The 12,630-nt window shown below is 67.6% G+C and carries 12 protein-coding genes; 5 read left to right on the top strand and 7 right to left on the bottom strand.

Annotated features, from left to right (window positions below; genetic code table 11):
- Nucleotides 1–60: 60 nt before the first annotated feature.
- Nucleotides 61–2,022 carry a potassium transporter Kup gene (locus U1703_RS12540; RefSeq protein ID WP_443025812.1) on the bottom strand — a complete coding sequence of 654 codons (1,962 nt, stop codon included), beginning with the start codon at nucleotides 2,020–2,022 and terminating at the stop codon, nucleotides 61–63.
- A gap of 149 nt (nucleotides 2,023–2,171) precedes the next feature.
- Here U1703_RS12540 and pdeM point away from each other — a divergent pair, with 149 nt between their 5' ends.
- Nucleotides 2,172–2,834 carry a ligase-associated DNA damage response endonuclease PdeM gene (gene pdeM, locus U1703_RS12535; protein WP_332785956.1) on the top strand — a complete coding sequence of 221 codons (663 nt, stop codon included), beginning with the start codon at nucleotides 2,172–2,174 and terminating at the stop codon, nucleotides 2,832–2,834.
- Between the two features lie 131 nt (nucleotides 2,835–2,965).
- Here the strand turns inward: pdeM and msrA are convergent, their stop codons facing one another.
- The 4 genes from msrA to pabB all read right to left on the bottom strand — a co-directional run bounded on the left by msrA (nucleotide 2,966) and on the right by pabB (nucleotide 7,202).
- A complete protein-coding gene (gene msrA / locus U1703_RS12530) occupies nucleotides 2,966–3,631 on the bottom strand; it encodes a peptide-methionine (S)-S-oxide reductase MsrA (protein ID WP_332785955.1) in 666 nt (221 codons plus the stop codon).
- A gap of 165 nt (nucleotides 3,632–3,796) precedes the next feature.
- Nucleotides 3,797–4,045, bottom strand: coding sequence for a hypothetical protein (locus U1703_RS12525; RefSeq protein WP_320453599.1), 249 nt, complete (start codon nucleotides 4,043–4,045; stop codon nucleotides 3,797–3,799).
- 145 nt (nucleotides 4,046–4,190) lie between these two features.
- Nucleotides 4,191–5,390, bottom strand: a complete 1,200-nt coding sequence (locus tag U1703_RS12520; protein ID WP_332785954.1) for a pyridoxal phosphate-dependent aminotransferase — start codon at nucleotides 5,388–5,390, stop codon at nucleotides 4,191–4,193.
- 54 nt (nucleotides 5,391–5,444) lie between these two features.
- Nucleotides 5,445–7,202 (bottom strand): aminodeoxychorismate synthase component I, encoded by a 1,758-nt coding sequence (pabB, locus tag U1703_RS12515; RefSeq protein ID WP_332785953.1) that lies wholly within the window; start codon nucleotides 7,200–7,202, stop codon nucleotides 5,445–5,447.
- A gap of 82 nt (nucleotides 7,203–7,284) precedes the next feature.
- Here pabB and U1703_RS12510 point away from each other — a divergent pair, with 82 nt between their 5' ends.
- On the top strand, nucleotides 7,285–7,968 hold the full coding sequence (locus tag U1703_RS12510) for an MBL fold metallo-hydrolase (protein WP_332785952.1): 684 nt from the start codon (nucleotides 7,285–7,287) through the stop codon (nucleotides 7,966–7,968).
- Nucleotides 7,969–8,080: 112 nt separating this feature from the next.
- Here U1703_RS12510 and U1703_RS12505 read toward each other — a convergent pair whose 3' ends face one another.
- Nucleotides 8,081–9,709, bottom strand: a complete 1,629-nt coding sequence (locus tag U1703_RS12505) for a M28 family metallopeptidase (RefSeq protein WP_332785951.1) — start codon at nucleotides 9,707–9,709, stop codon at nucleotides 8,081–8,083.
- Nucleotides 9,709–10,143: an MAPEG family protein gene (locus tag U1703_RS12500; RefSeq protein WP_332785950.1), complete on the bottom strand. Its 435-nt coding sequence runs from the start codon at nucleotides 10,141–10,143 to the stop codon at nucleotides 9,709–9,711. Before U1703_RS12500 ends, U1703_RS12505 begins: the two co-directional genes overlap by 1 nt.
- A gap of 205 nt (nucleotides 10,144–10,348) precedes the next feature.
- Here U1703_RS12500 and rpmF point away from each other — a divergent pair, with 205 nt between their 5' ends.
- The 3 genes from rpmF to U1703_RS12485 are packed head-to-tail and all read left to right on the top strand — an operon-like array spanning nucleotide 10,349 to nucleotide 12,562.
- Nucleotides 10,349–10,528 carry a 50S ribosomal protein L32 gene (rpmF, locus tag U1703_RS12495; RefSeq protein ID WP_042488281.1) on the top strand — a complete coding sequence of 60 codons (180 nt, stop codon included), beginning with the start codon at nucleotides 10,349–10,351 and terminating at the stop codon, nucleotides 10,526–10,528.
- Nucleotides 10,529–10,568: 40 nt separating this feature from the next.
- On the top strand, nucleotides 10,569–11,597 hold the full coding sequence (gene plsX / locus U1703_RS12490) for a phosphate acyltransferase PlsX (protein WP_320453593.1): 1,029 nt from the start codon (nucleotides 10,569–10,571) through the stop codon (nucleotides 11,595–11,597).
- A complete protein-coding gene (locus U1703_RS12485) occupies nucleotides 11,594–12,562 on the top strand; it encodes a beta-ketoacyl-ACP synthase III (RefSeq protein ID WP_332785949.1) in 969 nt (322 codons plus the stop codon). The genes plsX and U1703_RS12485 overlap by 4 nt, the downstream gene beginning before the upstream one ends.
- The last annotated feature ends 68 nt before the right edge of the window (nucleotides 12,563–12,630 follow it).

Below are 12,630 nucleotides of genomic sequence, written 5' to 3'. Positions count from 1 at the left end.
GGTGGAAGCTCCCCCTCCGTCAGGCTTCGCCTGCCACCTCCCCTAGCAGGGGAGGATTTTCTACACCGTGACCTGCTCGCCCAGTTCGAGCACCTTGCCCGGCGGGATGCGCAGGAAGTCGGTCGGGTCGCTGGCATTGCGCTGAAGGAACATGAACAGGCGATCCTGCCAGGGCGGCATGCCCTTTTCCGCCTCGGGCTTCAGCGTGTTGCGGCCGATGAAGAAGCTGGTCTTCATCGGGTCGAGCCCGTTGGGCCGTTGCTCCAGCCCGAAATTGCGCGGCAGGTCGCGCGGCACGTCGGGCGTTTCCATGAAGCCATAGGTCAGCACGACGGTCGCGAAATTGTCGTCCACCCGCTCGACATGCGCGCGGCGCTCGGGAAGCACGACGGGGCGATCGGCGGTGCGGATCGTCACGATCAGATTCTGTTCGTGCAGGATCTTGTTGTGCTTGAGATTGTGCAGCAGCGCGCCCGGTGCCGAGGCCGGGTTGGCGGTCAGGAAGACGGCGGTGCCCGGCACGCGCTCGGGTGGGCGTTTGGTCAGTGCGGCGGCCAGGTCCGCCAGCGGGATCGCCTGCCGCTTCTCGAACGCCGACACGATCCCGCGCCCGCGTACCCAGGTGTGGATGGTCATGCCTACGCCAGCCCCGACCAGCAGCGGCACCCAGCCGCCTTCGATCACGCGCAGGATGTTCGCGCCGAAGAAGACGAGGTCGAGCGTCAGGAAGGGCAGGATCGCCGCCGCCGCAAGCCACCGCGACCAGCCCCAGCGGTGACGCACCACCAGATAGGCCAGGCAGGTGGTGACGACCATCGTCCCCGTCACCGCGATGCCGTACGCCGCCGCCATCGCCGAGGACGTCTTGAACTGGATCACCAGCACCAGCACGCCGAACAGCAACAGCCAGTTGATCGCGGGAAGGTAGATCTGCCCCTGGAAATCGGCGGAGGTCTGGCGGACGCGCAGGCGCGGCAACAGGCCCAGTTGGATCGCCTGCTGGGTCAGCGAGAAGGCGCCGGTGATGACCGCCTGCGCCGCAATGACGGTGGCCAAGCCCGCCAGCACGATCAGCGCGGGGCGAAGCGGCTCGGGCGCCATCAGGAAGAACCAGTCCTGGTTGGTGAAGGGCTTGCCGCTCGCCGCCGCCGCCTCCAGCGACGAAAGCGCGAACGCACCCTGCCCCAGATAGTTGAGCGCCAGCGAGGGCAGGACCAGCGAGAACCAACCGATACGGATCGGCAGCCGCCCGAAATGCCCCATGTCGGCGGTCAGCGCCTCCGCGCCGGTCACGGTCAGGAACACCGCGCCCAGCACGAACAGCCCGACGACGCCGTGGCTGATCAGGAAACTGACCCCGTATCCCGGCCAGATCACCCGCGCGATCGAGGGTTCGTCGGCGATGTGCCAGATGCCCAGACCGCCGATGACGAAGAACCAGAGGATGCAGATCGGACCGAACAGCTTCGACACCTGCGCCGTACCCCGCGACTGGATACAGAACAGCGCGACCAGGATGACGATGGTGCACATCCGGATCACGCTTTCATCGAAGATCGTCGCGGCCGCAGGAATGGTGCGCAGCCCCTCCATCGCCGACAGGACCGACAGCGCGGGCGTGATGATCGCATCGCCGTAGAAGAGCGAGGCACCGATCGCGCCCAGCACCAATGCGACGCGCGATCGGACCCCCGCCGCGCGCCGGGCCAGTGCGGCCAGCGCCAGCACGCCACCTTCACCCTGGTTGTCGGCGCGCATCAGGAAGATGACGTATTTGACGGTCACGACCAAGATCAGCGACCAGAGCGCCAGGCTCAGGACGCCAAGGATCTCGGTCGGATCGATGCCGTCCCCGGCCGACTGCGACAGGGCCTCGCGAAAGGCATAGAGCGGACTGGTGCCGATATCGCCGAACACCACGCCGATGGCACCGATCGTCAGCGCGACCAGCGCCGGATGCCGCTGAACGCCCGTCTTGTCCCCTGTCTTATCACTGTCGCCGGATGAGGAATCCTGGCCCATAATCTCGGTTGCCGTGCCCGTCATGCCCGCCGGAACCCCCTGTGCCAAAATGACGGCGCGCTTTACGCTTCTGCGCGCCCGACGCAAGGGCTTTCCACCGGCCCATGCAAACGCTTGATATTGCCGAGCGTCAAGCGCATGGACGGCAAATGGTTCCCTTTTCGTTCGGTGGCCACGACTTTACCGCCCTGTCCGATGGCGCGCTGTTCTGGCCCGCCCGCGCCGCCTTGCTGGTGGCCGACCTGCATCTGGAAAAGGCCAGCTGGTATGCGGGCAAGGGACAGATGCTGCCACCCTATGATTCGCTCGCCACGCTGACCGAGCTCACCGACGTCGTCGCCCGCACCGGCGCGCGCGAGGTCTGGTGCCTGGGCGACAGTTTCCACGATGCCGAGGGATGCGACCGGCTGCTGCCCGAAGCACGCGCGATGCTGCTGCGGCTGACGGGCGCGACCGCGTGGACCTGGATCACCGGCAATCATGATCCGGTGATGCGTGACCGGTGCGGCGGCGCGGTGACCGACGAGGCGCTGGTCGACGGGCTGGTCCTGCGCCACGAAGCCGACCGGGCCGAGACGCGGCCCGAATTGTCGGGCCATTTCCATCCCAAGTTGCGAGTCAGGGTACGGGGAAAGCTGGTCGCGCGACGCTGTTTCGTCGGCACCGCGCACAAGCTGATCCTGCCCGCCTTCGGGGCGCTGACCGGTGGCTTGGACGTCGATCACCCCGCGCTGCGCCAGGCGGTGGGCCGTCCGGCCGAGGCGCTGGTGCCGGTGCGCGACCGGATGTTGCGATTTCCGGTGGCGGCGTGATCGCTGCCTGATCCTACCCCTCCAAGCTAGGGAAACCGCCGCGAACCGGTGGTGGAGGGGGTGTCGCTCCACCCCTGCGTCGGGGCTAGGCCCCGCCACCTTACCTTGCAGGGGAGGACCAGAAAGGACCGTTATCCCGCTCGCGCCAGATCGGGGAACCCCGCACGGAAGCCCGCCACCTTGGGCTTGTCCCAATGCACGATGTACGGATGCGTCGGGTTGCGGTCGTAGAAATTCTGGTGCTCGGCCTCGGCCGGGAAGAAACTGCCTTGCTCGATCCGGGTGGTGATCGGCCGGGCAAAGGCATGGCCGCGGCTCAACTGCGCGATATAGGCGCGGGCGACGCGGGCCTGGTCGGGCGTCTGCGCGAAGATGGCCGAGCGGTAGCTGGGACCGCGATCGGGGCCCTGCCCACCGACTTGGGTCGGATCATGCGCGATCGCGAAATAGACGCGCAGCAGCGTCGCATAGGACACTTGCGCGGGGTCATAGGTGATGCGGATCGCCTCGGCATGGCCGGTACGCTCGGTCGAGACCGCGCCGTAATTCGCATCCTCTCGCCGCCCACCGGCATAGCCCGCGGTGACGCTGCGCACGCCCTTCACCCGCTCGAACACCGCCTCCATGCCCCAGAAGCAGCCGCCTGCCAGCACCGCGACCTGCCGACGCTGCGTGGCGGTCACGTCGAGCGTGGCCTTGGGCAGGGGCACCGCGCGTTCGGCGGCGGCGGGGAGGGAGGACAGGGCGATCGCGCCGAATGCGGTCGCTGCCAGGGCGAGGCAGAGGGAGTTGCGCATCGCCCTAAGATGGGGTGGGTCTAGGGGTTCGGCTAGGGGTGAGCGTCGGGCGTGGGCTTCGACTTCGCTCAGCCTGAACGGCTATTGTGCAATGGCCGATTTGCCAACCTCCATTCCGCCTGAGCGAAGTCGAAGGCCACGGCAATCAGCCTGCTCAGCAGCGCCTTAGCGAACCGCCTCGATCGGCGCCGAGCCATAGCGGCTGGGTGCTTCGGCCGGGTGAAGGACCACGAGACCCAGGGCTCCCAGCGCAAATCCGCCGGCGAACTGCCACACGAAACTGGACTTGAAGAGGGCACGCATCGTCACTTCACCTGTTTTAGCGGGTCGCTCCCCGGTGGGGCGAGCGATCATCCGGGCGCCATCTGGTCGATCGGCGCCGTTCCGACAATGACGTTTATAGAAACGCTGCATTAACGGCACGTGGACGTGTCGTTCATGCCACAGTTAAGCCATATTGCTGCGGCGCACAGGAGGATATGAAAAAGCCAGCCGATCCGGTGGCTTGACCGGATCGGCTGGCTTTCGCGCCGCACCATGCTGCAGCTCGTTTCCCGATTTATTTCAGCGCGGCGCAGGCCGTCTGGATACGGGTGCATGCTTCCTTGAGCAGCGAATCAGAGGTCGCATAGCTGATTCGCATCGCGGGCGAGAGGCCGAACGCCGCACCCTGCACCGCCGCCACCTTCGCATCGTCGAGCAGATAGCCGACGAACGCCTCGTCGCTGTCGATCAACCGGCCCGAGGGTGTGGTCTTGCCGATCAGGGGCGCGAAGGACGGATAGACATAGAAGGCGCCCTCCGGCGTCGGGCAGGTCATGCCGGGAATCGCGTTTAGCATCGCCACCACCATGTCGCGCCGCGCCTGGAAGGCCAGGTTGCGCTCGGCCAGGAATCCCTGGTCGCCGGTCAGCGCGGCGGTCGCGGCCGCCTGCGCCACCGAACAGGGGTTGGAGGTCGACTGCGACTGCAGCTTGGCGATCGCCTTGATCAGCCAGGGTGCGCCGCCCGCATAGCCGATGCGCCAGCCGGTCATGGCATAGGCCTTGGAACAGCCGTTCACGGTCAGCGTGCGCTCGTACAGTTCGGGGCAGACCTGCGCGATGGTGGCGAAGCGGAAGCCGTCATAGACGATATGCTCGTACATATCGTCGGCGAAGACCCAGACATGCGGGTGGCGAAGGATCACCTGACCCAGCGCCTTCAACTCGTCGGCGGTATAGCCAGCACCCGTCGGGTTGGACGGCGAGTTCAGGATCACCCACTTGGTCTTGGGCGTGATCGCCGCGTCCAGCGCCTCGGGGGTCAGCTTATATCCCTGTTCGGGACCCGCCTTGACGATCACCGGCACACCGCCCGCAAACTGGACGACATCCGGGTAGCTGACCCAATAGGGCGCGGGGATCACGACCTCGTCGCCCGCGTCGATCGTCGCGACCATCGCGTTGAACAGGGTGTGCTTGCCGCCGACATTCACGCTGATCTGATCGGCCGTGTAGGTCAGGCCGTTGTCGCGGGCGAACTTGGCCGCGATCGCCGCCTTCAACTCGGGCGTACCGTCGACATTGGTGTACTTGGTCTTGCCGTCGCGGATCGCCTGGATCGCGGCCTCTTTGACGAAGTCCGGCGTGTCGAAATCGGGCTCGCCCGCGCCCAGCCCGATCACGTCGACACCGGCGCGCTTCAGCTCCATCACGCGGCTGGTGATGGCGAGCGTGGGGGACGGGCTGATACGGCCGAGCGCGGCGGAGGGCTGCATGAAACGGAACCTTTGCGTCAGGAGAATGCGCGTCGCCCTTAGCCGGTCAGCGCCTCAATCCGCAACCATTCGTGCACGAAACAATCCGCGAAGCGCGTTGCCAAGCAAGAATCCATCGCGAAGGTCGCCGCGAGCCAGCCGTCCCTCGACCGCCTGGCCGCCGTCGATCAGATGGCGGCGCAGCACACCGGGAAGCAGGCCCGTCGCCAGCGGCGGCGTGACCAACCGGCCATCCCGCTCGACGAACAACGAGGTATAGCTGCCCTCGGTCAGTGCGCCGTCCGGTGCCTCGAACACCACCTCGGTGGTGCCCGCCCCGATCCGGGCCGCGTCGTAAAAGCCACGCGCGCTGGTCTTGTGGCGCAGGCGCAGGTCGTCGGGCGACACCGGCAGCGGCACGATCCGCACCGGCACGACATCGGCGAAAGGGACAGGCGCAGGCCCCACCTCGACCACCACCGCGCCGCTGCGCGCGAGCAGAAGGCGGATGCGCCGGGCATCGCGCAGGCGAAAGGTTGCCGCCTGCAACTCGTTGCGCGCATCATGCCGGTCGAACCGGAAGCCGAGCGCCGCCGCACTCGCCTTCATCCGCGCCAGATGCGCCTCCAGATGCTGGATACCCTCGACGGGATCGAAGGCCATGGTCTCGATCAGGTCGAAATCCGGCCGCCCGCCGTTCAGGAACGTCCCCTTGGCCAGGCACTCGTCCCATTCGGCCTCGGCAACCGAATCGGCCACCACGCCCGACCCCAGGCCCAGCACCGCATGGTCGGCCCCGACCGGCCAGGTCAGCGTGCGGATCGCGACATTGAACATCGCATCGCCATGGGCATCCAGCCGCCCGATCGCGCCGGTATACAGGCCGCGCGGCGAATCCTCGATATCGCGGATCGCCTGCATCGCACGGATCTTGGGCGCGCCGGTGATCGAGCCGCAGGGGAACAGCGCGGTCAGCACATCGACCGCGTCGCGCCCCTCGGCCAGTTCGGCGGTGACGGTCGACACCATCTGATGCACCGTCGGATAGGGTTCGACCGCGAACAGCGCGGGCACTGCCACGCTGCCCGCACGCGCGACCCGCGACAGGTCGTTGCGCATCAGGTCGACGATCATCAGGTTTTCGGCGCGCTGCTTGGGGTCCTCGCACAATGCCTTGGCGGCGCGCGCGTCGGCGGCGGGATCAGCCTCGCGCCGGGCGGTGCCCTTCATCGGCCGCGCGGTCAGGCGCCCCCCCTCGAGCGCGAAGAACATCTCGGGCGACAGCGACAGGATCGTCGCCTGCCCCGTGGCGACCACCGCGCCCCAGCCCGCCTTCGACCAGGCCCGCAAGCCCGCATAGAGCGCCAGCGGATCGCCCGAAACCGGCACGCTCGCCCGGAAAGTCTGGTTGACCTGATAGAGGTCGCCCGCCGCGATCAGCGTCTGGACCGCAGCGAACTGCTCGCCGTGACGCTCCGGGCCGACCTCGGGCACCAGGTCGCCGATCATCGCCCCGGCGGGATCGGGAAGGAACGCATCGACGTCGATCGTCGCATAATCCTCGAACAGCCCGAACCAGAGCAACGGCGTCGCAGGTGCCGCATCGGGCCGCGGGGCCACCCCAGGCTCGAACGCGGTGCCCGCTTCATAGCTCAGATAGCCGACCGCATGCAGCCCTTGCCGCTGTGCCCGACGCAGCGTCGCCAGGGCGGCAAGCACCTCTTCCGGGCGGTGCGCGACCACGATATCGACCGGCCGCGTGTACAGGCGCGCCGCCGCTCCCCCGTCACGGGCGTCGTCGAGCAGGACGAAAGGAGGGACGGGCCGTTGCATGAAACACGATCCATGCACGGCGCGCGGGGAGGCTGGCAAGTAAGGATTGGCCCCGGCTGCGCCAGCCCCTATCTCCTGCGCCATGACCGATGCGAACCAGACCCAAGCCAACCCGCCGCTGCGCGCCGCGATCGTGCCGGTAACCCCGCTCCAGCAGAACTGTTCGATCGTGTGGTGCACCGCGACGATGAAGGCGGCGGTGGTCGACCCCGGCGGCGACCTGCCGCGCATTCACGACGCGATCGCCAAGACGGGCGTCAGGGTCGAGAAAATCCTGCTGACTCATGGCCATATCGACCATGCGGGCGGGGCCAAGGCGCTGTCCGACGCGCTGTCCGTGCCGGTCGAGGGGCCGCAGGAGGAGGACCGTTTCTGGCTCGCCCGGCTGGACGAGGACGGCCAGGCCTATGGCATCCCGGCGCAGGTGCTGGAGCCCACCCGCTGGCTGTCCGAGGGCGACACGGTGACGATCGGCGACCTGACTCTGGACGTGTACGAGACGCCGGGCCATACGCGCGGCCATGTGATCTTCCACCACGCCCCGTCGCATTTCGCGCTGGTCGGCGACGTGCTGTTCCAGGGATCGGTCGGGCGATCGGACCTGCCCGGCGGGGATCACGACACGCTGATTCGCTCGATCGTCGAGAAGCTGTGGCCACTGGGCAACGAAACCGCGTTCATTCCGGGCCATGGCCAGCCCAGCACCTTCGGCCATGAGCGGCAGAGCAATGCGTTCGTGGCGGACCGGGTACTGGGCCTGGGGTGAGGCGTGGGGCGGTGAGGTTGGGGGTGTGGGCTTCGACTTCGCTCAGCCTGAACGGAAGTGGGTATGCGTTACCAAACCCCGTTCAGCCTGAGCGGCGTCGAAGGCCAAGGGATTACTTCCGCTCCGCAGCGCTCTCTGCCCGAATTGCCTTGAACTCCGAGCCTGCCCGCCACTCCGGCCAGTCGCGCCCATCGGCCAGATCCCGCCCGATCCGATAGAACAGCCCGACATCCGCCGCGGCCCCGCGCAAGTCCCATTTTGCGTCCCAGGCATCACAGGTCTGGTGATAACAGCGCATATAGCCGTCGAGCCACGCCTGCCCCGCAGGACGTCCGCCCGCGACCAGATCGGGCGCGCCGCTGATCGCCATCAGCAGCAGCGTCGGCACGCCGCGCCGCGCGACCGAGAAGTGATCGGCCCGGTAGAACAGCCCACGCTCGGGGAGAGCCTCGGGCGTCACCATGCGCCCTTGCGCGGCGGCGGCGGCCTTCAGCCGGTCCTCAAGGTCGTTCTGCCCGTCACCGACCAGCATCACATCCTTCGACGGTCCCGCCGTCTGGAGGATGTCGAGCGTCAGGTTCGCGACCGTCTTGGCGAGCGGATAGACCGGCTTCACCGCATAGGTCTCCGACCCCAGCAGCCCGCGCTCCTCGCCGGTCCACAGCGCGAAGACCAGGCTGCGATCGGTCGGGGGTGCGGCCTTGTAGGCGCGCGCCAGTTCCAGCACGCCCGCCACGCCCAGCGCGTCGTCATTGGCGCCGGGGCGGATCGTCCGCCCCTGCGCATCCGCCTTGCCCTTGCCATACGCATCCCAATGCGCGCCGAACATCACGACTTCGTCGGGTCGCGTCCTGCCGGGCAGCCTCGCGAGCACGTTGCGGCTCTCGGCACGAACGGTGGTGACGGGCAGGTCGGCGGAGAAGGTCTGGCCCTTCAATTCGACGGGCCGGAAATCGGCGCGGCGCGCAAGCGCGCGCTGCTGCGTCAGGTCCAGCCCGGCGGCGGCGAACAGCTTGCCCGCCGACCCGCCCGACAGCCAGCCTTGCAGCAGGATGCGCGAGCTCGGGTCGCTGCGCACGATATCGTAATTCTCGCCCGCCGGAGCCGTGACCGTCGCCCAGCCATAGCCGGCCCCTGCGGTATCATGGACGATCAGCGCCCCGATCGCGCCCTGCCGCGCCGCTTCCTCATATTTATAGGTCCAGCGGCCATAATAGGTCATGCGCCGGTCGCCGAACTTGCCCTTGGCGTCGTCGCCCGCGACCGCCTCGAAATCGGGGTCGTTGACCAGGAAGACCGCGATCTTGCCCTTCAGGTCGACGCCCTTGAAATCGTCCCAGCCGCGCTCGGGCGCGTGGACACCGTAGCCGACAAAGACCATCGGTGCATTCTGGATGGCGACCCGGTCGACGGGGCGCACGGTCGAGACATAGATGCCCTGCCCCTGCACCAGCGGCATCGCCCCCGCCCGCATCGTCCCCTGCCCGATCTGGGTGCGGATCAGCGGCACGGCCTGCGTCCACTGGCCGTTCGGGCCGCCGGGTTGCAGGCCCATCGCCTTGAACTGCGCGACCAGCCAGTCGACCGTCTTCGCCTCACCCGGCGTGCCGGGCGCGCGCCCTTCGAACGCGTCGGAGGCAAGGGTCTTCACGTCCGCCGACAGCCGCTGCGGCGAAATGGGGTCGGGCGCGGCGGCGGTCAGCGTGACGGCGGCCAGCGCGATCAGGGGCAGGCGAATCATCAGCGGTCGATCCTCACGATGGTGGTGGTCGCCACAGGCATCGCCTGCGCGGTATAGACGATGCCGATCGCCCAGCCTGCCAACAAGGCCAGGATGGCCCAGGTTCCGATCGCGCCGCCCGCGCGCCCGATATTGGGCGCCGGGCGCATCATGCCCCAGCCATGGCCGATTCGCGCCAGGATGAACGCACCGCCCAGCACCCACAGCCAGAAGGCCGAGCCCCCGGCCAGTTCGACCAGGCCCATCAGGATCAGGACGAAGGGCGCATATTCCACGAAATTGGCCTGGGCGCGCATCCCCGCCCCGAGTCGCGAATCGCCGCCGTCGCCGATCATCACCTTGCCGCGCACCCGCCCGACGACGATTCGCAGGGCAAGCCACAGGTTGACCAGCGCGGCGGCCGCCGCGATGCTGAGCGTGACGGGCAGTATCATAAGCGCCGTATTCTTTCGTGAATTGAACCTGGGCACGGCGTGCCATCCTGCGCCCGCGCTTGCAACATCGGCAAAACTCGCTATAGGCGCGGGGCTTCGCGATGCGTCCGGCTGGGTGCTCACGCGGCCGGGTCTTCGATCCGGGCGCGCAATGGGTGCTGATCGTGACGTATTCCACCCATTGTTCGATTGATAAGGTGCCGCAATGGCCGTCCCCAAGAGAAAGACTTCGCCCTCCAAGCGCGGCATGCGCCGTGGCCACGACTCGCTGACGGTCGCGGCGTTCCAGGAATGCCCGAACTGCGGCGAACTGAAGCGCCCGCACAATCTGTGCACCGCCTGCGGCCATTATAACGGCCGTGAGGTCGTGTCGGTCGAGGGCTGATCCCCTCTTCCTGACTAGATAACGACCGTTAGAGGAACGCATGGCCGATAACGCCTGGATCGCCGTCGATGCGATGGGCGGCGACGACGGGTTGGCCGTGATGCTGGCCGGCGTCGCCAGAGCGCGACGCCGTTTCGAGGGCATGCGCTTCTTCCTGGTCGGTGACGAGGCGCAGATCGCGGAGGGGTTGAAGACCCATCCCAATCTGTCCGCCGCGTCCGAGATCGTGCACGCACCCGAGGTCGTCGGTTCGAGCGAAAAGCCGAGCCAGGCGATCCGGCGTGCGCGCGTCACGTCGATGGGCATCGCCATCGACCTGGTGAAGCAGCGCCGCGCCGCCGCCATGGTGTCGTCGGGTAATACCGGCGCGCTGATGGCGATGGCCAAGCTTTCGCTTCGCACCCTGCCCGGCATCGACCGGCCTGCGCTGGCGGCGCCGCTGCCGACGCTGGGCGACAATGACGTCGTCATGCTCGACCTGGGCGCCAACACCGAATGCGATGCGCGCAACCTCGTGCAGTTCGCGGTGATGGGCGCGGCCTATGCCCGCACGCTTCTCGAACTCGACAATCCGCGGGTTGCCCTCCTCAATATCGGGTCCGAGGATCAGAAGGGCACCGACGAGATTCGCGACGCGGCCGCCGTGCTGCGCGGACAGAATCACCTGCCGCTGAACTTCACCGGCTTCATCGAGGGCAACCAGCTGGCCCGCGGCGAGGTCGACGTGATCGTGTGCGACGGCTTTGCCGGTAATATCGCGCTCAAGACCGCCGAGGGCACGGCCCGTTTCGTCGGCGACCTGCTGAAGCGCGCCTTCCGCTCGTCGACCCGGTCGAAGATCGGCTTCCTGATCTCGCGCCCCGCCACGCAGCTGCTGCGCGATCACCTCGACCCCAATAATCACAACGGCGCCGTATTCCTCGGGCTGAACGGCTTGGTGGTCAAAAGCCATGGCAGCGCCAATGAACTGGGCGTCGCCACCGCGATCGGCAATGCGGCCAAGATGGTGCGCGCCGACCTGACCCGGCGTATCGCCGAGGATCTTCTGAACTTCGAGGACGCCGCATGATTCGCTCGATCGTCACGGGTACGGGTTCGGCCCTTCCAACCCGGCGGGTGTCGAACGAGGAACTGGCGCAAGAGGTGGACACGTCCGACGAGTGGATCGTCGAGCGGACGGGCATTCGTTTCCGCCATATCGCGGGGCCGGAGGAAACGACCGCGACGCTGGCCGCCGACGCCGCCAAGGCCGCGATCGCCGCCGCCGGGCTGTCGGCGCAGGATATCGACCTGATCGTGCTGGCGACCGCCACCCCGGACCAGACCTTTCCCGCCACCGCCACCAAGGTCCAGGCGATGCTGGGCATCAACGACTGCGTCGCGTTCGACGTGGCCGCCGTCTGCTCGGGCTTTCTCTATGCGGTGCAGGTCGCCGACGCGATGCTGCGCTCGGGTGTGCAGCGCCGCGCGCTGGTGATCGGCGCCGAAACGTTCAGCCGCATCCTCGACTGGGAGGATCGCACCACCTGCGTCCTGTTCGGCGACGGCGCGGGCGCCATGGTGCTGGAGGCGCGCGAGAGCGACGATACCACCGGGCGCGGCATCCTGGCCACCAAGCTGCACGCCGATGGCCGCCACAACAGCCTGCTCTATGTCGATGGCGGTGTCTCGACCACCGGCACCGTCGGCAAGCTGCGCATGAAGGGACGCGAGGTCTTCCGCCACGCCGTCGTCAATCTGGCGCAGGTGATGGAGGAGTCGCTGGGCCTGGCGGGTCTGACCTCGGCCGATGTCGACTGGGTCGTGCCGCACCAGGCCAATGCCCGCATCCTCGACGCGACCGCGCGCAAGCTGAACCTGGCACCCGAGAAGGTCGTCGTCACCGTCGACCGCCATGCCAACACCTCGGCCGCCTCGGTTCCGTTGGCGTTGGACACCGCGGTGCGCGACGGACGGATCAAGGAAAACCAGCTTGTCGTGCTGGAAGCGATGGGCGGCGGCTTCACCTGGGGCGCTGCGGTGATCCGGTTTTGAACAATCGATTGACATTAACCGAGATAAATCCCTTTCGGTCCCAATCCCTGCTATGGTAGGCGACCCCT

The organism is Sphingomonas flavida (assembly GCF_036663655.1).
Classification (GTDB): Bacteria; Pseudomonadota; Alphaproteobacteria; order Sphingomonadales; family Sphingomonadaceae; genus Sphingomonas.
Note: the sequence above shows the minus strand (reverse complement) of the source record. Positions and strands in the feature narration are given on the sequence as shown.

Bases quoted from the DNA above. Each gene is read 5' to 3' on its own strand.
- U1703_RS12540 (WP_443025812.1), bottom strand. From the start codon at position 2,022: ATGGGCCAGGATTCCTCATCCGGCGACAGTGATAAGACAGGGGACAAG.
- pdeM (WP_332785956.1), top strand. From the start codon at position 2,172: ATGGTTCCCTTTTCGTTCGGTGGCCACGACTTTACCGCCCTGTCCGAT.
- msrA (WP_332785955.1), bottom strand. From the start codon at position 3,631: ATGCGCAACTCCCTCTGCCTCGCCCTGGCAGCGACCGCATTCGGCGCG.
- U1703_RS12525 (WP_320453599.1), bottom strand. From the start codon at position 4,045: ATGCAGCGTTTCTATAAACGTCATTGTCGGAACGGCGCCGATCGACCA.
- U1703_RS12520 (WP_332785954.1), bottom strand. From the start codon at position 5,390: ATGCAGCCCTCCGCCGCGCTCGGCCGTATCAGCCCGTCCCCCACGCTC.
- pabB (WP_332785953.1), bottom strand. From the start codon at position 7,202: ATGCAACGGCCCGTCCCTCCTTTCGTCCTGCTCGACGACGCCCGTGAC.
- U1703_RS12510 (WP_332785952.1), top strand. From the start codon at position 7,285: ATGACCGATGCGAACCAGACCCAAGCCAACCCGCCGCTGCGCGCCGCG.
- U1703_RS12505 (WP_332785951.1), bottom strand. From the start codon at position 9,709: ATGATTCGCCTGCCCCTGATCGCGCTGGCCGCCGTCACGCTGACCGCC.
- U1703_RS12500 (WP_332785950.1), bottom strand. From the start codon at position 10,143: ATGATACTGCCCGTCACGCTCAGCATCGCGGCGGCCGCCGCGCTGGTC.
- rpmF (WP_042488281.1), top strand. From the start codon at position 10,349: ATGGCCGTCCCCAAGAGAAAGACTTCGCCCTCCAAGCGCGGCATGCGC.
- plsX (WP_320453593.1), top strand. From the start codon at position 10,569: ATGGCCGATAACGCCTGGATCGCCGTCGATGCGATGGGCGGCGACGAC.
- U1703_RS12485 (WP_332785949.1), top strand. From the start codon at position 11,594: ATGATTCGCTCGATCGTCACGGGTACGGGTTCGGCCCTTCCAACCCGG.